The organism is Kitasatospora sp. NPDC089797 (assembly GCF_040684795.1).
Classification (GTDB): domain Bacteria; phylum Actinomycetota; class Actinomycetes; order Streptomycetales; family Streptomycetaceae; genus Kitasatospora.
Genome location: NZ_JBFBGS010000028.1, coordinates 95,071 through 116,438, shown reverse-complemented (window position 1 = coordinate 116,438; position 21,368 = coordinate 95,071). Strand labels below are relative to the sequence as shown.

Below are 21,368 nucleotides of genomic sequence, written 5' to 3'. Positions count from 1 at the left end.
GTGCCACACTGGCGCCATGGCGACCTGGCAGGACTTCGAGCAGCAGGCACCCGAACTGGCGGCCCTGGTACGGGCCCGGTTCGAGGCGAACAAGCACCACGTCCTGGCGACGCTGCGCAAGGACGGTTCACCCCGGGTGAGCGGCACGGAGGCCGACTTCGTCGGCGCCGACCTCTGGATCGGGTCGATGTACGGCGCCGTCAAGGCCCGCGACCTCCAGCGGGACGACCGCTTCGCGCTGCACGCCCACCCGGCGGACGAGACGATGGCCGGCGGGGACTCCAAGCTGGCCGGCCGCGCGGTGGAGGTGACCGACGAGAGCGAGCTCGCCGCCTTCGCGGCCGACCTCCCCGAGCCGCCGCCCACCCCGTTCCACCTCTTCCGGCTGGACCTCCGGCAGGTGGTGCACACCACCCTGGAGGGCGAGGCCCTGTGGGTCCTCAACTGGCACCCGGGCCGGCCGGTGGAACGGACCCAGCTCCACTGACCGGCCCGCCGGGGCCGTCCGTCGCGGCGGTGAACCCGGCTACGGCAGAACGGACTTGAGGGCCTCCGGGGTCCGGGCCACGATCGCGTGTCCGTCGTCCGCAGTGATGATCGGGCGCTGGATCAGCACCGGGTGCTCGGCCATCGCCGCGATCCAGCGCGCCCGCTCGTCCGCCTCCCGCGGCCACGTCTTCATCCCCAGGTCCTTGGCGACCTGCTCGTCGACGCGGGTGATGTCCCACGGTTCCAGGCCCAGGCGCTCCAGCACCTGCTCCAGCTCGGCCGCGCTCGGCGGGTCCTCCAGGTACCGCCGCACGGTGTACTTCATCCCGGCGGCAGTCAGCGCGGTGAGCGCCGACCGGCACTTCCCGCAGCGCGGGTTGATCCAGATCTCCATGCCGTCCAGCCTAGCCGCGACCCGGCCGGTCCTCCCGTCGCCGGGAACTCCGCCGCGCCCGCCCGTGGTTCACGAAGCAGGAGCAACCGAGTCCGAGGCGCGAACACAGGAACCAGGACGGCGGAGACGGCGGAGACGCCGGAGGGGAGCACCGTATGGACGGCGCGGCGATCATCGAGCAGCTGATGACCACGGAGGTCAGGACCGACCCGTACCCGCTCTACGCCGAGGCGCACCGGCTCGGCCCGGTGGTCCCGGCGGGGGACGGGATGTTCGTGGTGAGCGGGTACACGGCGGTCAACCGGGTGCTGCGCACCCCCGCCTTCGGCGTGGCGACCGCCGACATGATGGCCGGCCTCGCCCCCGATTTCGTCGGGCACTCCTCGCTCGCCCTGTTCGGGCGCTCGATCCTCCAGCGCAACGCCCCCGACCAGCCCCGGGTCCGCTCGCTGATCGCGTCGGTGTTCACCGCCCGACGGGTCGCCGCGCTGCGCCCGGCCGTGGAGGCGGCGGTCGGCCGGCTGCTGGACGGGATGGCCGAGCAGGGTGCGAACGGCTCCCCGGTGGACTTCATGGACGCCTTCGCCTTCCGGCTGCCGGTCGGCGTGATCTGCGAACTGCTCGGCGTCCCGGAGCAGGACCGCTTCCGCTTCCGCGACCTCGCCTCCGACCTGACCGTCGCGCTGGAGATCGTCCAGGACCCGGACGACCTGGCCGCCGCCGACCGGGCCGCCGACGAGCTGTCCGGGTACTTCACCGCGCTGGTCGCCGAGCGGCTGGCCCGTCCGCAGGACGACCTGGTCAGCGACCTCGCCCGGATCGCCGCCGCGGACGGCGGGCGGCTCTCCGGCGCGGAGCTGCTGGCCAACCTGGTGCTGCTGCTGGTGGCGGGCTTCGAGACCACCACCAACCTGCTCGGCAACGGCCTCGCCCTGCTGTTCCGCCACCCCGGTGCGGCCGCCGGGCTGCGCAACGGCGCCGTCACCCCGGCCGGGTTCACCGACGAGGTGCTGCGCTTCGACTCCCCGGTGCAGGCCACCGGGCGGGTCGCCCTGGCCGAGGGCCTGGCCGTCGAGGGGGTGCCCGTCCCGCCCGGCAGCGAGCTGACCCTGCTGATCGGCGCGGCCAACCACGACCCGGCCCGGTACGACCGCCCCGGGGTGTTCGACCCGACCCGCACCGACAGCCAGCCGCTCAGCTTCGGCGGCGGCCAGCACTTCTGCCTGGGCTACCAGCTGGCCCGGCTGGAGGGCGAGGTCGCGGTGGCGGCACTGCTGGACCGCTTCCCCCGGCTGGCCGGGGGCGGCGTCCCCACCCGGCGCGACCGCCTGGTGCTGCGCGGCTACGAGACGCTGCCGGTGACCGTGCGGTAACGGCCCGCCGCCGGTCCCGCGGGCGGGGAAAAGCCGGGACGTTCGGCCGTTCGTGACTCGGCCGTTCGTGGTGGAGCATGGAGGGACGAATCCGGTCATTCCCCGTGAATCCCCCACGGCCGGTCAGCCAGGAGGTCCCCGCCGTGTCCGCACCACGCCCGCCGCAGTTCGCGGTCGCGCAGCCCCGGGTGCCGCGCTGGGTGCCGTGGCTGCCGGTGATCCTGCTGGTGCTGGACCTGATCGCCGAGGCCGTCGTCCCGGACGCGGTCGCCGCCGGCTTCCTGCTGACCGCCCTGCCGGTGGTGGCCGCGTTCAGCTACGGCCCGGCGCTCACCGCGGCCACCACCGGCGGCGCGCTGACCCTCCAGCTGCTGCTGGCGCTGCGCGCGGGCCACATCAACGAGCAGCACCACGTCTGGGTCTACATCGCCACCGCGCTCTCCGGGGCGATGGGCACCGCCCTGTCCTGGCAGCGCACCCGGCAGAACCGCAACCTGCTGCACGCCCGTACGGTCGCCGAAACCCTCCAGCGCACCGTGCTGCGCCCGGTGCCGGAGCGCGCCGGGGGCCTGCGGGTGGCCGGACTGTACCGCCCGGCCCAGGCCGAGGTGCTGGTCGGCGGGGACCTCTACGAGGTCTGCGACACCCGCTTCGGTGTCCGGGTGCTGCTCGGTGACGTCCGCGGCAAGGGCCTCGGCGCGGTCCGCACCGTGGCCGACGTGCTCGGCGCCTTCCGGGCGGCCGCCCACGACACCCCGGGCCTGGTCGAACTCGCCGACCAGCTGGACCGCGCGGTGCTGCGCGACGCGGCCGACCGCGGCGACGACGAGCTCTTCGTCACCGCCGTCCTGCTCCAGTACCGCCCCGGCACCGACTGCGTGGAGATCGTCAACCGCGGCCACACCACCCCGCTGCTGCTGGCCCGGGGCACCATCGCCCCGGTGGCCTGCGCCGACGAGCTGCCGCTCGGCCTCGGCCACCTCGGCCCCGACGACGAGCCCGCCAAACCGACCACCGTCCTCCTGCCCCCGGGCCACACCGTCCTGCTCTACACCGACGGCGTCAGCGAGGCCCGCGACGCCACCGGCGCCTTCTACCCGCTCGCCGTGCGGCTCGCCGCCCTCGGCAGCACCTCCCCCGACCGCCTGGTCTCCTTCCTCGCCCAGGACGTCCACCAGTACGCCGGCCTCCTCGCCGACGACCTCGCCGTCCTCGCCCTCACCCCCGAATAGCCCCGCTCCGCGTCCCCGCCGCACCCCCGACACGGTTGTGCCCGGCCGGATCGCTCCCCGGCCGGGCACAACCTGCGGAACCGCGCCTCTACAGGTCGTAGTTCTGATCGAACAGGCCTCTGACCTGCGTAAACACCAGCCTCGCGGAAGATCATTTCACAACCAGAGCACACGCGGCGGCCTCAACGGATGAAACAGGTCGAGAAGCGTCGAGCAGTGTTAATCGGGCCGCACTGGGCTGCCGCGTCGGTTGCTCAGGGCTACTGGGAAGCATTGCGATTGCTCACGGGGAACGCCCGGCGGTGCCTGCTGGTCGCGGAGAAGTGTGCGAGCCCTCGAAGGTCAGCCCGATCCGCTGCCGGACAGGTGTAGCGCTATCAGGATATTCAGGGACACTCCCCTCGTGGCGTGCGGCTGTGACCGGGGGAAAGTGGAGGGTCATGGCGGGAGGAGGCACCCGTATGGCGGCCCCCGCCCGGCTGCGCCGCCCTTGCCTGCATTGGCGGCTCCTGCATGGAAATCCTGGAGTTTTTCTGCATCGCGCTTGCTGGCGAGGGCATGAAGGTCCTCTGGTGAGCGTGTGCCGATGAGCCTCTCAGGATCACTGTTTCCCCAGATCTTGTTGCCAACGACGGGAAGGGTTCCTCCATCAAGTTTCGGTACACCCACATACCCGCCGCGCGGCGGCAGTGGATTGCTCAAGTCCTCAGCAACACCATCCGATCCCACACTGAACCGGGCGTCGTTGCAATTGTGCACCAGGACGTTCCAGTAGGCCTCGGTCCAGGACCCGTCACGCTCGAGTTTGAACGTTTCGGTGGTGACGTTGCCCTTGTCGTCGGAGCAGGTCCCGAACCCGCCGCACACGCCCTCGGGCCGAAGGCCGCTGGGATCGCTGAGGTTGACGGGGTTGTCGGTCCAGGCGCCGGTCAGCCGGCTGAGGTGGTCATAGGTGAAGCACTGGGTGTCGGTTGCCGAGGCGTCCTGGATGTTCGTGACCGAGGTGATGCGGCCGGACGGGGTGTACGTGTAGCTGGTCTGGTCGACGGCGATCGTGTTGACCTGGCGGTCGATGCAGGAGTTGATGACCCGTCCGGTCGCCCAGTCGTACTGCTGGGTCGAGACGACCTGCGTGCCGTAGTCACCGGCGGTCCTGCGGATGGGGCGGGCGAGCGGGTCGTAGTCGACCTGCATGACGACTGTCTGGCCAAGACCGGCAGTGGAGAACAGGAGTCCCGTGTTGCTGTTGGCGTAGGTGACCGACTCGGCCGGCAGCCCACCGGCGGCCGGGATGTTTGTCTTCGTCAGAGCACCGAGGACCGAGCTGTAGGAGTTGGTTGTGGTGTAGGTGCCGGCGAGGGCTCCCTCCTGGGAAGGAATCGTGATGGAGGTGCCGAGGGGCCGGTACGCGGTGTCGTAGCCGGTGACGGCCTTGGTGTAGGCGGCGCCGATGGCTCCGCCCACGTACCGGGTGGAGGAGGCCGGTTGGCCCTTGACGAGGGTGTCGTAGGTTCAGGACGCCAGTTGGTTCGCGGGTGCGACGCTGCCGTTGTACGTGCCGGTCTTCCGGCCGAGCAGGTCGTATGTGTAGGCGAGGGTGCTGCCCTTGGCGTCGGTCGTGTGGTCGATGCGTGAGTTGACGTCGTAGTAGGTCTGGGCCGTACCGGTGTCCGGGTCGGACGTGGAGACCTGTCGGCCGCGCAGATCGTAGGTGTAGTTCCAGGTGTTGCCGCTACTGTCGGTGCGGCCGGCGCTTTGGCTGACGGGCGTGTACGCGTATGTGGTGATGTCCGCGTCGGCGCTGTTGCCCGTGGCGGCCGGCGGTCGGTACTGCCAGCGAGCGATGGTCCGGCCTCGGGCGTCGGTCACGGTCGAGGTGGCTGTTGCGCCGCCTGGAGGGGTCACGTCGGTGCGGTCGGCCCCTGGGTAGGCGGTAGTGGCGGCCCACTGGGGGTTGCCGTTCGAGCGGAACTCCGAACGGACGACGCGTCCGTTGCCGTCGTAGGTGTTCCAGCTCTGGCCCGGAACCTGCCCGTCGGCCACGGGGATGAAGATCGAGTTCCCGGGGAACGAGCTCTTCTCGTAGTACGGGGCGGGACCTTGATCGCCCAGCCGTGTGTGTCGTACACGGTGTCGGTGATCAGCCGGCCGTTGGGCCGGGCGTCGCTGGTGCGCTGGCTCTGCCGCGGGCGGCCCAGGCCGCCGTAGAGGTCGATGTTCGCCGAGTAGGTGCTCGCGCCGTCGTTGAGGGATTCGGTCTTGACGGTGGAGGGCCCTGCGGTGCCCTTGAGGGAGTAGGTGAACTTCTTGCTCGGCAGGTCCTTGGTCGGGCGATCAGGTGTCCACACCGCGGTAAGACGGCCGAGCGCGTCGTACTGCGAGGTGGTGACGCGGGCGTTGGCATCGGTGCTGTTCGGTACGGATCCACGGGCCGGATCCTGTGTTGTCGTCGTGGCCCAGTCGGCTCCCATGGGCCCGGTGGTCCGCACCTGGGTCGGGAGGGCACCGGAGGTGGGCGTGAAAGCGATCTTGGTGACTGCGGGAGCAACCGACGGTCCGCTGACCTGCACGCCGGCGGCGTCGCACGTGGAGCCGTTGGTGGTCGCCGTCGACAGGCTTCGGCCGTAGGCGTCGAAGGTCGCGCTGCCGAGGTTCACATAGACGGGATTGTCGGACTGGTCGAAGTGATCAAGTTGAGGTTCCAGGTGTCGACGGTGCGGTAGGTGTTGTTGACCAGGACCTGAGTGCTGATCACGGTCAGTCGCTTGGTGGTGAAGAACGTCGGCGCGGAGGTGGTGCAGGAGCTGTCCGTGCAGATCTGGTCCAGTGAAGTTGCCCGCGTTGGAACCGGCGGCCCAGGCCGAGGACGGGGACATGGGAGACGCGGTGTAGTTGCCCAGCGCGCCGGAGGGTGCAGGCGCAGCGGGAGTGCGGCGGCGAGCACGGTGGGCAGCGGGCTGTGCTGGTGGAACGGGCCGAGGCCGAGCAGGGCGGCGGCGAGCACCGCGAGGTCGAAACGCAGCACCGGGCCGCGGCCGTCCAACGTGCCGTCGGCACGGCGGGCCAGCAGCCGCAGCGCGGTGGTGGTGGTGGCGAGCAGAGCGCAGACGGTGAACGGCACGTCCGGGGCGAGCGCCACCGTGAACGCGCCGGTGGGCGGTACCGCGACCAGCAGCAGGGCGGTCGGGACACTCCAGCGGGCCCGGACGCCGAGCCGGGCGAGCGCGGCGACCGCGTAGCCGAGGGCGAGGGCGGCGGCGCCGGTCTGCGCCAGGGCGAGCGGCCTGGCGCCGAGCATCCGCAGCGCGGCCGCGTACAGCCCGTACGGGTCCGCGCCACCGTGCCCGGCGGAGGCCGGGTAGGTGGTGGCGGTCCGCCAGTAGAGCCAGACCAGTCGGGCGGTGACCGCCACCGCGAGCGGCAGCCCGACCCGGGAGCGGACCCGCCGGTGGCGCCGCCCGGGCGGGGTGGTGCCGTGCAGCGGTGCCGGTCTGTGTCCGACGGTGGCGCTGCTGTACGTGGTCGGGCCTGCCCTGCCGTCCGCCCCCGGGCGGCCCGACCGATCGGGGCCCGCGGAGCGCGTGCGCGGCAGGCCATCAGCCTCTGCCGGGACTGCTCCATGCCCCTGTCAGGACGTCCCCGGATCAATGTCCCCGGGCGGGAGCCGGATCAGTTGCCCCGGAGGCTCGCGACCAGGAGCACGCTGCCGCCGACGATCCCGGCCAGCGCGAAGACGGCGCCGACCAGCCGGATGACGTTCGGGGTGGCCGATCCGGCTCCGGTGAACGAGTAGCGGACGATCAGGTCGAAGAACCTCTCGGCAAGGCCCGCGACGTTGAAGGCGAGCAGCAGGCCGCCGACACCGGCGATGACGAACCACAAGACGGTCAGTGCCGATCTGAGCACGGGGATCTCCAAAACGTCGGGGAACAACGATGAACGGGGGAAGGGGCGGGACCCGCAGAAGTCGCGGGCCCCGCCTCGGTCGATCAACCAACAGGGTGTCACCCCAGGGTGAACAGGTGTTGGGTCCAAGTGTGGTCGATGGTCACACCCACGTCCGCACCGACTCCGACGCCGGCACCGGTGTTCACCAGGTAGACGTCGTTCCCACGCGAGTTGGTGGAACCGAAGGACTTCCCGACGCTGCCGATGAGCGCCGGGCCGGCACCCACCGAGCCGCCGACGCTGGCACCGTCGCCGGCGAGTTGGCTGATGTCGTCGGCGTTGGTGGTCAGCTTGGTGACGCCGACCGCGGCACCCGGGGCGCTGATCTGGAAGCCGGCAGTGCCGGTGACGCCGTAGTCCGACTTGCCGTCCGGCCGGGTTGTCCTGACCAGGCACCCGCTGACGCTGATGCCGACACCGACGGCGGCCCCCGCGTTGAGGCAGATGCCGGAGCCACCGGACCACTCGTCGATCTTGTCCGCGACCTTGTCGACGATCTTGTCCCAGAAACCGCGGTGCTTCTTCTTCTCCGCCTCAGCGGCGGCCTTGGCGGCCTCCGCGGCGCGCGCTGACTCGCGAGCCCTGGCGTCGGCCGCGGCCTTCGCCTCGGCGTTGCGCTGCGCCTGGGTCTTCACCCACGGGTTGGTCGAGTGGTCGGAGCCGCCGCCACCGTTCCCACCGCCACCGTTCCCACCGCCACCGTTCCCGCCACCGCCGTTCCCGCCACCGCCGGTTCCGCACGGGTCGAGCAGGACGTAGTAGCAGGTCGGCTTGGTGACGATCCGGCCGTGCTCGCACTCACCGGAGTGGGACCGGCAGTAGTCCATCATGTCCGGGTCGTAGAGACCGGACGGGTCACTGCGGTTGACCGGGTTGTTGTGCGAGTAGGCGTACCCGTTCCACTGCAGCGGGTCGTCGCCGACCAGCAGCGGGTCCGGGCTGATGAAGCGCCCGTGGACCGGGTCGTACTCGCGGGCGCCGAGGTTGGTCAGCCCGGTGACGGTGTCCAGGACACCGCCGACGAAGCCCTTGGCACCGGCCCAACTGCCCGCCGCGGGCTGGGTCCCCCGCGCGTTGCCGAACGGGTCGGTGGGCCGCCGGGTGACGCTCTGCGCGGCGTCGGTGTCGATCTGCACCCCGCTGGTGCCGTGCGGGTCGGCGCACTGGTAGACCAGCTTGCCGCCGCCGGTCGTGGCCGTCACCCGGGTGATGGAGATCCCGCCGCCACCGGCGTAGTACCGGACGTCGGACATCGACCCGGAGGCGGTGTCCAGGGTGAGCTCGTCCCTGCCCAGGTTGAGCGTGGTCTTCCCGGGGTTGCGGCGGATCAGCTGGTTGCCGTCCGCGTCGTACAGGTACGAAGTGCCCTGCGGCTGACCGGTCTTGGTCGCCCCAGCCAGCTTGTCCTCGCCGTTCCAGGTCAGCGTGCTGGTGCCGGACGCGTCGCTGACGGCGGTGGTGTTGCCCGCCGCGTCGTAGCTGAACGTCGCGGTGGCGGTGCCACCGGCCGAGCTCGTGACGGCCGAGGCCAGCGCGTGCGGGCCGCCCTTGCCGTCACCCTTGTTGACCGACTTCGGCGCGCCGAAGGTCTGGGTGGTGGTGACGTCCTTGGCGGTGTTGCCGGTGGTGTCGTGCTGCACCAGGGAGGTGCGGTTGCCGGTGGCGTCGTACCCGTAGGTCTGCCAGTACGGCGACGGACCGCCCACGCTGCCGGCCACCGGGCCGTTGGCGTTGGCGCAGGTGCCCACGCCGGGCACGGACGGCGCCGGCCGGGTGGTGACGGACCCCTTGTCGGTCCAGGCGTTGGTGAGCTGCCCCAGGTGGTCGTAGGTGAAGCACTGCAGGTCGGTCGCGGACGCGTTCTGCACGTCCTTCACCGAGGTGATCCGGCCGGCCGGATCGTAGGTGTAGCTGGTCTGGTCGAGCGAGGTGGTGCCGGTCTGCCGGTCCAGGAAGGAGTCGGTCAGCCGTCCGGTGGCCCAGTCGAACTGCTGGGTGGAGACCACCTGGTTTCCCCAGTCACCCACCGTGGTCCGGGTGGCCCGGCCCAGCGCGTCGTACTGCACGTCCGTCACCAGCGTGGAGTTGCCGCCCGAGGCGAGCAGCAGACCGGTGTTGGAGTACAGGTAGTCCACGCCCTCGGCCGGCAGGCCGCCCATCGCCGGCAGGTCGGTGTGGATCAGCGACCCGAGGACCGGCGAGTACTGGTTGCCGGTGCTGTACGTACCCGCCAGCGCACCCTCCGCCGCCGGAATGGTGACGCTGGTGCCCAGCGGGCGGTACATCGCGTCGTACCCGGTGACCGCCGTGGTGTAGGCAGCCCCGGACGCCCCGCCCACGTACCGGGTGGAGGAGGCGAGCTGCCCCTTGCCGCCCGGCACCGTGTCGTACGCCCAGCCCGCCAACTGATTGGCCGCCGCCGCAATGCCGTTGTACAGCCCGGTCTTGCGACCGAGGACGTCGTACGCGTAGGCGAGCGTGGTGCCCTTGGCGTCCGTGGTGGACGTGATCCGGGAGTCACCGTCGTAGGTGGTGCGGGTGGTTCCCGCGTCCGGGTCGTTCACCTGGGTCTGCCGGCCGCGCAGGTCGTAGCCGTAGGTCCAGGTGTTGCCCGCGGCGTCGGAGCGGGCAGCGGTCCGGCCACCGGCGGTGTAGCTGGAGGTGATCACGGTCGCGTCGGCGGCGTTGCCGGTCGGCGTCGCCGTCCGGTACTGCCAGCGCTGCGTGGTGTGCCCCCGCGCGTCGGTGAAGGTGCTGATCGGAGCGGATCCCTGAGGGGGCGTCACGTCGGTGCGGTCCACACCCGGGTACGCGGTGCTGGTGACCCACTGCTGCTGGCCGTACGACACGAAGGCTTCGGCCAGCTTGCGGCCCCGGCCGTCGTAGGTGACCCAGGTCTGGGCGGGCACCTGTGCGTCCTGCGGGATGAACACCGTGCTGTTCGGCTGCGTGGTGCTCTCGTAGTAGGGCTCGGAGTTCTTCACACCCCAGCCGTGCGAGTCGTACACGATGTCACTGACCAGCCGGCCCGTGCCGCCGGTGGCGGTGTTGCTCTGGGTCTGCCGGAGCCGGCCCAGGCCGTCGTACAGCTCGTTCTTGACCGCGTAGCTGCCGTCCTCGGTGAGCGTCTGGGAGCTGACCACCGTGGGGGCGGTTTTCCCGTTGATCGCATACGAGAACTTGTACCTCGGACTGAGGTTGGTCGCCCGGTCGGGCGTCCACACGGCGGTCAGCCGGCCCAACGCGTCGTACTGCTTGGTGACGGCGTTGCCGTTCTCGTCGGTGGAGACCAGGGCGAGGTTGCGGCCCGGGTCGAGGGTCTCGGTGGTGGTCCAGGCCGCACCGGTCGGGCCGGTGGCGGTGGTCCGGGTCGGCAGCTCACCGGTCGCCGGGGTGAACGCGGTCGTGGTGACCGCCCCGTTGGCGCCCGCCGAGGAGACCGCGCGGCCGTAGCCGTCGAAGGTGGTCGTCCCGGTCTGGTTGTAGACTGGCTGGCCGCTGCTGTCGTAGGAGTCCAGGGCCCAGGTGCTGGTCGCGTCGCCGGTGGCGCCGGCTTGCCCGAAGGCCTGGCCGTCGTACCGGGTCCGGGTGCCCGAAATGGTGTTGTCGGCGGTTGCGGCGGTGCCGCAGGGGCCGACGACCGTTCGGCGCTCCGAGACCAGCGTGCGGATCAGCGGGTTGCTGCTGGTCGCGTAGTCGGTGGTGGTGCAGGTCTCCGGGGCGGCGGCGGTGCCGTCGCCCTTGTCGTCGACGGTGACCGGCCGGTTGCCGTTGGCCGGGTCGGTGGTGGTCACGGTGGCCGTGCTCCGCCAGGAGCCGTTGGCCAGCTTCGACCAGGAGGTCGCCGTGCTGGTGGTGGCGGCGTACCGGGCCACCAGGTTCGGCATGCCGTTGCTCAGCTTGCGGGTCGCGGTGGTCACCTCGCCGGAGGAGACCGTCGCGGACGCTCCGGTCACCGAGCCGCCGGCCTGGTCGAAGGTCTGGCTGCCGAGCACGCTGCCGGTCCGCCACGGCTCGTCGGTGACCGTGACCGCGCTCGCGCCCGGGTACGGGGTGAACGAGGCGGAGGCGCTGCGGGTCGAGCCGTCGGCCTTGCGGTCGCCGTTCATGCCGCGCAGGAAGGTGGTGACCTGCTGGGTCTTCGGCGCCTCGCCGGTGTTGCCGCTACCGGTGGTCTTGGTGACCGTCTGGTAGCCGCGGAAGTCGTCCCAGGCGCGGACCTTGGCGTCGGTGAACTCGCTGTCGTCCCGGTGCCAGGCGGCGCCGCCGCCGTAGCTGATGTCGGTCGACTTGGTCAGCGTGGTACCGGTCGACGCGTCCTGCTCGGTGACCGAGCGGACCAGGTACTTGTGGAACCAGTCGTTCACCGGGTCGGTCGAGGACTGGCCGGGCAGGTACCAGTGCACCGGCATGCAGGCCATGGTGTTGGAGTCCTCGGACGCCGGCATGTGGCCGCTGACCCGGGAGCACTCGGTGTCGGCGTAGATCACGTTGATCTGGCCGCCGGTCTCGGTGGTGATCTGCTGGATGCGCGGGCGCAGGAAGGCCGGCTGGGCCGGGGTCAGCCCGTCGACCCGGTTGGGCAGTTCACGCGCGGTGAAGTTGACCGCCGGGACGGTGGCCGCGCTCTGCCCGTTGGTGCCGGTGCGCTGGATCGAGGCCAGCCACAGCGCCGGCTTGGTGCCGTCGCCCGGATCCGGGAAGGAGTGCGTCAGCGCCCAGGAGTCGACCGAGCGGTAGGAGCCGGAGACCAGCACCTGGGACTCGATCTTCGTCAGCTTCAGCGACGACCAGAAGGTCGGCCAGAAGACGGAACAGCTGCCGGTGGAGGCGCAGTTCTGGTCCAGCGGGGTGTCCGGCCAGTTGGCCTGGTTGGCGGTGGTGCGCTGCGTGGCGGTACAGGTGATCTGCCCCGACTGGTTGCACCGTTCGGCCGTGCTGAACAGCACCTTCGCGGCCGGCTTCACGCCGCCGTTCGCGGCGATCTGCTCGGGCAGCCGCTGGCCGTACGCGATCTGGGTCAGTTCGGTGGAGCGGACGTAGGCGGTCAGCGTGCCGGAGCCGCCGTTCTGGCCGGCGCCGCGGTTGTAGTAGTTCAGGTCCTGCTGGTAGCTGAGGGTGGTCAGGTTCTGGTGGGTGTCCACGATGTAGTCGAGGTTCCACCGCCAGGCCTCCTGGCAGTACGACGCCTTGCCCTTGGCCGCGTCGTAGCAGTCGTCGCCGCTGTTGGGCGAGTAAACCGGGAGGTAAGCCACCGAGTTGGTCGCCGGGTCGGCATGGTTGCCGCCGGGCAGGTGGTTCTGGCCGAAGTAGTACTGGATGCCGTCCGAGGTGGTGACCCGCCAGTACTCGCCGCCCTTGGCCTCGTTGGCGGCGCCGGTCAGCTGCTCGACCTTGGAGCCGTCGTCGCCCTGCAGGCGCCAGGTCCCGGTGGCGTCGTCGCGGACCAGGGCACCGGTGTGGCCGCCCAGGTTGAGGATCGCGTTCTGGCCGGCCCAACACTGGTCGCCCGACCCGGTGATGCCGTCCTTGGCACAGGAGCGGTAGGAGCGCTCGATGAAGCCGGGCTGGTAGTCCCAGCCCTCACCGATCCAGGAGGACTGCGGGTTCCGTGCGGAGTTCTTGCCGTCCACGGCGGCGGAGTTGTACCCGAGCACGACCGAGGGCGCGGCGCCGCCGAGCGCGGGGGGCAGCTGGATCGGGTACGAGTAGGTGAAGTTGCCGATGTTGCTGCCCGCGCCCCAGTTCATCGACGGGGCCAGCGGCGAGGCCGAGTAGTTGCCCGTCGCGCCGCCGGAGTCGGCGGTCGCGGCCAGCACGGTCGCCGACTCGGCGGTGGCCGACTGGGTGAACGCGGCCTGGACCACCCGTGAGCCGTCGGCGGCGGTCGCGGCGCTCTTGGTCGCGCCGGCCGCGGGCTTGGCGGCGAGCGCGACCTCGGCGGTCAGCAGGCCGGTCTTCGGGTCGACCGCGGCGGCAACCGGGGTCTGCTGCCGGCACTCGGCCTTGTCCGGAGTGGTCAGCGCACAGGCGGGCAGCTGCACCAGCCTGGCCCGGTCGGCCCAGCCGACGCCCTGCAGGGTCTTCAGGTCGAGGGCGACCTGGAGCTTGCCGTCGCCGCCGTCGGGCGCGGTCAGGGTCACCACCGGGCCGGTGGCGCCGGCGTTCCTGCCCTGGTCGGCGGTGCCGACCTCGACCTTGACCGAGCCGACCGAGGACCCGCCCTTGGCCAGCTTCACCGGCAGGTTGCCGGCTTGGACGGGCTTGCCGTCGGCCAGCGAGATGGTCGCCGAGCCGGTCGGCGCGGCGGCCGTGGCGGCCGGCTTCCACTCCCCCGGCACCGGGTACGCCGGCGCCTGCGGCTTGCCCTCCGCCTGGTTCTCGCCCTTCACGGACTTCTGGTTCGCCAGTGGTGTCTTCGGCGTCCACACCTTGCCGTGCGGCCGCCGGGACGCCAGCGCCTCCGCCGACGGCGTGCCCAGCAGCGGCATGACCAGCGCGACCAGGCCCACCACCCCGAGACCCCGTCGCAGGACGCCGGACGATCCGGTACCGCGTGGCACCGGTGTTCGTCGTTCCCCCACAACCCCTCCCCATGAGACATATCGACAAGGCGACCGCACATATTTGCGATCGCCGCGCGGTGGACCCTAGGGGCTGCAGGGACTGATGTGACATCAGTTTTTATAAATTAACCAAAAGGTGACGAGTGCTAGCGGATGAACCGGTCTATTGCGACAACTTGAATCGGGCTTGACGATCCACTACTTCGCCCCCCATCGTTCCCGTCGAACGTCCGCGCGACAGGCGGACTCTTCGGGGAGGAAGAAAGCACTTCGATGTCCAACTTCAGACCGATTTCCGCCGGTGCGCGGCGGAGGGCCAGGGGGGGAGGGCGTTCAGCCCGCCTGGTGGCCCTCGCCGCGACCGGTGCCCTCGGCCTCGGCATGCTCGGTTCGCCTTTCGCCCAGGCCGCTCCCAACCCACTGCCCGGGTCAGCCGCTCCGGCGGGCTCCCCGGCCGGCGCCAAGCCGGCCCTGACCGAGGTCCAGCAGGGCATCGTGGACGCGCGGGCGAGGGCCAGGTCCACCGGTAAGCCGGTGGTGGTCGACGCGATGACCACCGAGACCTCGATCACCCAGATCAACCCGGACGGGACCGCGTCCACCACCGACCACGCCGGCGACGTGCGCACCAAGCGCGGCAAGGCGTGGGCCGATCTGGACGCGACGCTGCGCCGCAACCAGGACGGCACGCTGGCTCCGGCGGTCTCGTCGATGGGCCTGACGCTGTCCGGCGGCGGTACCGGCCCGATGGCGACGCTGACCACCGCGGAGGGCCAGAAGCTCGCCGTCACCGCGCCGTTCGCGCTGCCCGCGCCGACGCTGAGCGGCGACACCGCGACCTACCCGAATGTCCTGCCCGACGTGGATCTGCTGGTCACCGCGCTGGCCACCGGCGGCTGGCGGGACGTCATCGTGGTGAAGACCGCGGCGGCCGCCGCCGACCCGCGGCTGAAGAGCCTGCACTTCCCGGTGAAAGCCGACGGCCTGAAGGTGGCGACCGACGCCGCGGGCAACGTCAGCGTCAAGGACGACGCCGGCAAGGTCCGGCTGCACGCACCGACCCCGCTGCAGTGGGACTCCACCCCGCCGGCGAAGGGCGAGGACTCCAAGGCCCCCAAGGGCTCGGCCCCGGCCGGCGACGACCAGGCGCCCGAGTTCGAGAAGTCCTCCCCCGCCCGGGCCGGCGAGGGCGCGCACGAGGCCCCGATCGCGATCAAGGCGGACCAGAACGGCTTCGACCTGACGCCGGACCAGACCACCTTCGGCAAGGGCACTGGCCCCTGGTACCTCGACCCGACGATCAGCGCCGACAGCGGCACCGCGCACTCGGCCCAGGTCCAGGAGTACCACTCCGGCACCACGTACTACGACGCCGTCGGCTCGCTCGGCACCGGGTACTGCGGCTACAGCGACTGCACCGGCTACGGCCGGGAGCGCGCCTACTTCTCGATCAACGTGAACCCGGCGATCTGGACCCAGCCGGGCGGCGCCCCGGCCCCGCCGACCGTGTACGGCTCCACGCTGTACGCCAACGTGGACGGCGCCTCCAGCCCGAGCACCAGCACCCCGCTCGGTCTGTACTGGACCGGCGCGATCTTCCCGGGCGTGACCTGGAACAACCAGCCCTGCAACGGCGGCGGCACCTTCGGCGGCTGCAGCAAGATCGGTGACTCGAAGTCCATCGTCGGCACCGGGCCGATCGCCTACGACGTCAGCTGGCACATGCAGCAGGCCGCTTCGCAGAAGTGGCCCACCTTCACCGTCGGCATCGCACCCGACGACGAGAAGAACAAGTACTACCGCAAGCACATCACCAACAACCCGCACATCACCACCAACTACGACCTGCAGCCGAGCATCTGGTACCCGCGGACCAGCCCGAGCTCCGGCTTCGCCAACGCCGACGGCAACGGCAGCCCGGCCGGGTACGACTGCACCACTGGCGGCCAGAACCCCTGGTCCAACCCGGCCTGGATCGGCGCCAACCAGAGCGTCACGCTGATGTCGAACAACTGGTCCCCGGCGGGCATGAACCTGTGGACCAACTTCCGGATGTGGGATGACAACGACAGCAACAACGGCTGGTCGGGTCGCACCGGATGGCAGGGCAGCTACAACACCGCCCAGGTCAACGTTCCCTACGAGGTGCTGAAGGACGGCCACCAGTTCGGCTGGACCTCCAACGCCTTCGACGCCGACCCGTACTGGAACGGCCTCGGCTCGGTCGACTCCTCATGGTGCTACTTCCGCGTCGACCGGACCCCGCCGACGGTGAGCGTCAGCTCCGAGCAGTTCCCGCCCTCGGGCACCACGCTGCCGGCTGACAAGATCAAGTACGCGAACGAGGCCGGCACCTTCGTTCTCTCCGGCACGGACCCGACGCCGGGCCCCGGACTGAACGCCTCGGGCCTGGCCTGCTTCCGGGTCAGCACCAACCCGACCCCGGTCACCGGCTGGCGCTGCAACGATGCGGGCATCGTCCGCCCGGACGCCAATGGCAAGGGCACGTACACGTACACCCCGGGCACCTGGGGCACCAACACCCTGTACGTCCAGGCACAGGACCAGGCGGGCAACTACAGCCAGCCGTACGCGTACAACTTCTACGCGCCGTTCAACCCGGCCTCCTCGCCGGTCTTCGGCGACGTCACCGGTGACGGCAAGCCCGACATCACGCTGCCGGACTCCACCGGTAACCTGCGGGTGGTCACCAACCTCGCCGACCCGGTGAACGCCGGCACCATTGCCGGCTCCCAGGCCGTCGCGCCCGCCAACTCCCCGTCGGGCAACTGGAACGGCCTGCAGATCACCCACCGCGGCTCGCTGCGCGGCCAGGTGCCGGTGGACGACCTGATCGTCCACGTGCCGGGCGACCCGCAGATGCTGATGTACACCAACGACGGGCACGGCAACTACACCCAGAGGACGCCGTTCTACCCGAGCGGCAACACCACCCCGGCGCAGGTCAGCTGTGTGGACACGGCAGGCCAGAAGGTGGACGCGACGCAGACCAGCGGCTGCCCGACCGGGGTCGGCTACGACTGGTCGAAGGTGACCCAGGTCCTCGCGCTCGGCAGCCCCGACGGCGAGACCACCACCCCGCTCAGCCGCACCTCGCTGGCCGTCGTGATCAACGGAGCGCTGTGGCTGATCCCGCCGGGCGGGAACAACGCGGTGCTGCTCAAGAAGACCGAGACCCAGATCTCCACCCTGCCCTGGGACGCCGCGATCGGCGGCCACGGCTACGACCTGATCAACCCGGGTCCGGCCAACGGCACGAGCTCCTGGACCGTCAACTCGGCCACCAGCAACGCCAAGCAGGCCACCCTGTGGGCGCGTGACCGGCAGACCGGCCAGATCCTGGCCTACCCGATCACCAAGACCGCCACCGGCGCCACGGACTACACCGCTCTGGCCGACCCGACCAAGGGCATGGTCATCGGCACCGGCTTCGACACCACCACCTTCCCGGTGGTCGGCTCGTCCGGTGACTTCGACGGCGACGGCGTGGCCGACCTGTGGGCCCAGAACTCGACCGGCAAGGTCGTCCTGTTCAAGGGCGTCGCGGGCGACAGTGCCAGGCCCGGCGCGGTCACCTCACTGGCCGGCTCCACCGTCGTCGGCGACCCGCGCGGTCCCCTGGCCCGCTACCCGCTGACCGGCACCATCGCCGGCGACGCCGCGCACACCGCGGACTCGACCGGCAAGACCACCGCCACCATCCAGAACCAGGTCTCCTTCACCAGCGCCAACCTGGGCGGCGCTGCCACCACCGCGGCGGTGTTCAGCCACGGCGCCGCCGATGCGACCGACGGCCGGATCACCACCACGGCCCAGGTCGACACCGCACAATCCTTCACGGTCAGCGCGTGGGCGCGGATCGACAAGTTCACCGACGGCGTGGTCGTCGGCCAGGACGGCAACTCGACCAGCAACTTCATGATCTGGCCGGGCACCTGGACCTCGGCCGGCCCGACCTGGACCTTCGCGATGGCGCGCAGCGACTCCGGCTGGGACTACGACACCACCGCCCCGGCAGCGAACAGCGGCACCAGCCACGACTACGCCAAGCAGAACGCGGCCGCCCGCGCCCAGCTCGGCGTGTGGACCAAGCTGACCGCGAGCTACGACGCCACCACCGGGCAGATGAGCCTGTACGTGGACGGCGCGCTGGCCGCGACCGGCTGGCACACCGCCAAGATGGCCCCGACCGGCAAGGTCTCGATCGGCCGCTACGTCAACGGTGGCGCCAGCCACAACACCTTCGACGGAGCGGTCGCCGACGTGGCGCTCTACCCGTACCCGACCGTCGCCGGCTCGACGGCCGGTTCGGTCGTGTCCGGCCTGTCCAACGCCAAGTGCCTGGACGAGGCCAACTCCAGCACCACCCCGGGTGCCAAGGTGCAGGTCTGGGACTGCAACGGCAGCAACGCGCAGGCCTGGTCCTTCCGCCCGGACGGCACGGTCGGCCTGCCCTTCGGCGGCTGCCTGGACGCCACCAACGCGGGCACCGGCAACGGCACGCCGGTCCAGTGGTACACCTGCTTGGGCGGCCCGGGCAACGGGGCCCAGCAGTTCCTGCCGCGGGCCGACGGATCGATCTGGAACCCGGTCTCCAACCGCTGCGTGGACATCCCCCGCGGGGACCTCACCAGCGGCAACCAGGTGATCCTGTTCGACTGCAACGGCGGTCCGGGCAACCAGTACTGGCGGCTGAGCCCGGCCGTCTGACGGCCGTGACGCACCACCCGTGAGACCGGCCTCCCCCAGGGGAGGCCGGTCTCACGGCTTCCCGGCTTCCAGGGTCAGGCCCGCTCGGCGGCGCGCAGTCCGCGTACCCCGATCGCGCTGATGGCAGGCCGAGTGCCAGCGAGGTGACGGCGAGCAGCAGGTGGACCCAGAAGAAGGCCGTCGGCGTCATTGGCCTCCGGGGCATTCTCGGGGCCCGCCGCGCCAACAAGTGGGCCAAGCCCACCCACCACAAGCAGCAGCCCCGCGCATACGCCATGGGGGCAGTGCCCGGACGGGGCAGTGCTCGGCGTGTCTTCGTCAGCAGCGGAAGTGTGGGGCTCGGCCACCCCAAGGGGATCTCGCCCTGAGGCAGTGGCTGGTGCGGCGGCGGAGGTGCCGGCGGGCGAGCCACGGGAGCTCGCTGCGGCGCGGCGCGAGGCGCTGTCTGAGATCGACCCCTGGTGGGCGGCGGCGCAGCGCGCCGGGTTCGTCGGCCTGGAGCAGGAGCAGCAGGACCTGCTGACCGAGGAGGACCCGGAGCCGGCGGCCACGGCCGCCCTGAAGCAGGCCCAGAAGGAGAGGGCCGCGGCCCTACGCCGTCGTCCTGGATGTTGCACGCGCATGCCTCGTTGCCCGGGCAGGAGGCGACCTTCGAGAACAACTACAGCCGCACCGGGTCACAGGGCGCCTTGCACATGGCGGCCGGCCCTGCTGCTTGGCGAGCACGGGTGACGCTTCGCCTGAGGGGTGGTAGCGAGGGTAAAGATCGAACCCGTTGAGTCAGCAGCCGCGAACGATTACTACTGTAAGTAGCGAGTGGCGTGCTACCCGATGCTGGCAAGGGCAGTGGGGGATCATCGCGAGTTCGATCTGCCCCGTGCTCGTTTCACACTCATTTCACATCGCGAGTCCCAGAGGTGTTGCAGCCAGTCCCTCGCTAGACGTTTCCGCAGGTCGGAACCCTGCCCGACCTGCGGAAACGATGAGAGGCCAAACTGCGTTTCCGCAGGTCAGAGGGGGTCTCTACAGGTCGTAGTACAGCTCGAACTCGTGCGGGTGGGGCCGGAGGGCGATCGGGGCGATCTCGTTGGTGCGCTTGAAGTCGATCCAGGTCTCGATCAGGTCCGGGGTGAAGACGTTGCCGGCGAGCAGGTACTCGTGGTCGGCCTCGAGGGCCTCCAGGACGGCGGGGAGGGAGGAGGGCACCTGGGGGACGTTGGCGTGCTCCTCGGGGGCGAGCTCGTAGAGGTCCTTGTCGACCGGCTCCAGGGGCTCGATCTTGTTGCGGATGCCGTCGAGGCCGGCCATCAGCATGGCGGAGAAGGCCAGGTACGGGTTGGAGGACGGGTCCGGGGCGCGGAACTCGATGCGCTTGGCCTTGGCGTTGGAGCCGGTGATCGGGATGCGGATCGCGGCCGAGCGGTTGCGCTGCGAGTAGACCAGGTTGACCGGCGCCTCGAAGCCCGGGACGAGCCGGTGGTAGGAGTTCACCGAGGGGTTGGTGAAGGCCAGCAGCGAGGGCGCGTGCCGGAGCAGGCCGCCGATGTAGTAGCGGGCGGTGTCGGAGAGGCCGGCGTAGCCCTGCTCGTCGTAGAAGAGCGGGGAGCCCTCGGTCCACAGCGACTGGTGGACGTGCATGCCCGAGCCGTTGTCGCCGAAGATCGGCTTCGGCATGAAGGTGGCCGTCTTGCCGTTCCGCCAGGCGACGTTCTTGATGATGTACTTGAACAGCATCAGGTCGTCGGCGGCGTGCAGCAGGGTGTTGAACTTGTAGTTGATCTCCGCCTGGCCGGCCGTGCCGACCTCGTGGTGCTGGCGCTCGACCTCCAGGCCGGACTTGGCCAGCTCCAGCGACATCTCGGCGCGCAGGTCGGCGAAGTGGTCGACCGGCGGGGTGGGGAAGTAGCCGCCCTTGTACTTGACCTTGTAGCCGCGTACGTCGCCCTCGGCGGCGCCGCTGTTCCAGGCGCCGGCCTCCGAGTCGATGTGGTAGAAGGACGCGTTGGCGCTGGTGTCGAAGCGCACCGAGTCGAAGACGTAGAACTCGGCCTCGGGCCCGAAGAAGGCGGTGTCGGCGATGCCGGAGGAGGCGAGGTAGGCCTCGGCCTTCTTGGCGACGTTGCGCGGGTCGCGGCTGTAGGCCTCGCCGGTGACCGGGTCCTGGATGAAGAAGTTGATGTTGAGGTGCTTCTCGGCCCGGAAGGGGTCGAGTCGGGCGGTGGCGAGGTCCGGGACCAGGGCCATGTCGGACTCGTGGATGGCCTGGAAGCCGCGGATCGACGAACCGTCGAACATCAGGGTCTCGGACGGATCGAAGGTCGCCGCGGGTACGGAGAAGTGCTGCATGACGCCCGGCAGGTCGCAGAAGCGGACGTCGACGAACTTGACGTCGTTGTCCTGGATGAACTGCTTCACTTCGGCGGCGTTGTTGAACATCCATCCTCCTCGGCGTGCGAATTGGGCTCACCCTAGGAATGGGTCGTTTCCAGTCGGTGACCCGCTCGTTTCCTAGATGTTAACCACGACGGCCGAACGGGCCGCAAAGGCCTACGGGACAGGGCAAATCACCCCGCCGAGCTGGGCGGCCTCCGAGAAGTGGTCTGGACCACTGGGTAAGCCCGGCGGGCGGGATTCA

11 protein-coding genes are annotated in these 21,368 nt (G+C 70.6%); 4 read left to right on the top strand and 7 right to left on the bottom strand.

What is annotated here, in order from left to right; translation table 11 throughout:
- Window positions 1–16 precede the first annotated feature (16 nt).
- Window positions 17–487: a pyridoxamine 5'-phosphate oxidase family protein gene (locus AB0O91_RS23445; protein WP_363436206.1), complete on the top strand. Its 471-nt coding sequence runs from the start codon at window positions 17–19 to the stop codon at window positions 485–487.
- 39 nt (window positions 488–526) lie between these two features.
- Here the strand turns inward: AB0O91_RS23445 and AB0O91_RS23440 are convergent, their stop codons facing one another.
- A complete protein-coding gene (locus AB0O91_RS23440) occupies window positions 527–883 on the bottom strand; it encodes an ArsC/Spx/MgsR family protein (RefSeq protein ID WP_363436205.1) in 357 nt (118 codons plus the stop codon).
- A 155-nt stretch (window positions 884–1,038) separates the two neighbouring features.
- Between AB0O91_RS23440 and AB0O91_RS23435 the strand changes: the two genes are divergently transcribed.
- Window positions 1,039–2,256 carry a cytochrome P450 gene (locus AB0O91_RS23435; protein ID WP_363436204.1) on the top strand — a complete coding sequence of 406 codons (1,218 nt, stop codon included), beginning with the start codon at window positions 1,039–1,041 and terminating at the stop codon, window positions 2,254–2,256.
- A 143-nt stretch (window positions 2,257–2,399) separates the two neighbouring features.
- A complete protein-coding gene (locus AB0O91_RS23430; RefSeq protein WP_363436203.1) occupies window positions 2,400–3,488 on the top strand; it encodes a PP2C family protein-serine/threonine phosphatase in 1,089 nt (362 codons plus the stop codon).
- 438 nt (window positions 3,489–3,926) lie between these two features.
- On the opposite strand, the gene AB0O91_RS23425 is transcribed toward AB0O91_RS23430, so the two are convergent.
- The 5 genes from AB0O91_RS23425 to AB0O91_RS23405 form a co-directional block, all read right to left on the bottom strand.
- Window positions 3,927–4,952, bottom strand: coding sequence for a hypothetical protein (locus AB0O91_RS23425; protein ID WP_363436201.1), 1,026 nt, complete (start codon window positions 4,950–4,952; stop codon window positions 3,927–3,929).
- A 48-nt stretch (window positions 4,953–5,000) separates the two neighbouring features.
- Window positions 5,001–5,531, bottom strand: a complete 531-nt coding sequence (locus AB0O91_RS23420; protein ID WP_363436200.1) for a hypothetical protein — start codon at window positions 5,529–5,531, stop codon at window positions 5,001–5,003.
- Between the two features lie 610 nt (window positions 5,532–6,141).
- On the bottom strand, window positions 6,142–6,900 hold the full coding sequence (locus AB0O91_RS23415) for a hypothetical protein (RefSeq protein WP_363436198.1): 759 nt from the start codon (window positions 6,898–6,900) through the stop codon (window positions 6,142–6,144).
- Between the two features lie 257 nt (window positions 6,901–7,157).
- A complete protein-coding gene (locus tag AB0O91_RS23410; RefSeq protein ID WP_350515855.1) occupies window positions 7,158–7,394 on the bottom strand; it encodes a hypothetical protein in 237 nt (78 codons plus the stop codon).
- 98 nt (window positions 7,395–7,492) lie between these two features.
- Window positions 7,493–13,951, bottom strand: a complete 6,459-nt coding sequence (locus tag AB0O91_RS23405; RefSeq protein WP_363436196.1) for an RHS repeat-associated core domain-containing protein — start codon at window positions 13,949–13,951, stop codon at window positions 7,493–7,495.
- A 396-nt stretch (window positions 13,952–14,347) separates the two neighbouring features.
- On the opposite strand from AB0O91_RS23405, the gene AB0O91_RS23400 reads away from it, so the two are divergent.
- Complete coding sequence (locus tag AB0O91_RS23400; protein WP_363436195.1) at window positions 14,348–18,733, top strand: ricin-type beta-trefoil lectin domain protein; 4,386 nt, start codon at window positions 14,348–14,350, stop codon at window positions 18,731–18,733.
- A gap of 1,023 nt (window positions 18,734–19,756) precedes the next feature.
- Here AB0O91_RS23400 and glnA read toward each other — a convergent pair.
- The gene (glnA, locus tag AB0O91_RS23395) at window positions 19,757–21,169 is read right to left on the bottom strand and encodes a type I glutamate--ammonia ligase (RefSeq protein WP_363436193.1); all 1,413 of its coding nucleotides are present in this window, start codon (window positions 21,167–21,169) and stop codon (window positions 19,757–19,759) included.
- Between the last annotated feature and the right edge of the window lie 199 nt (window positions 21,170–21,368).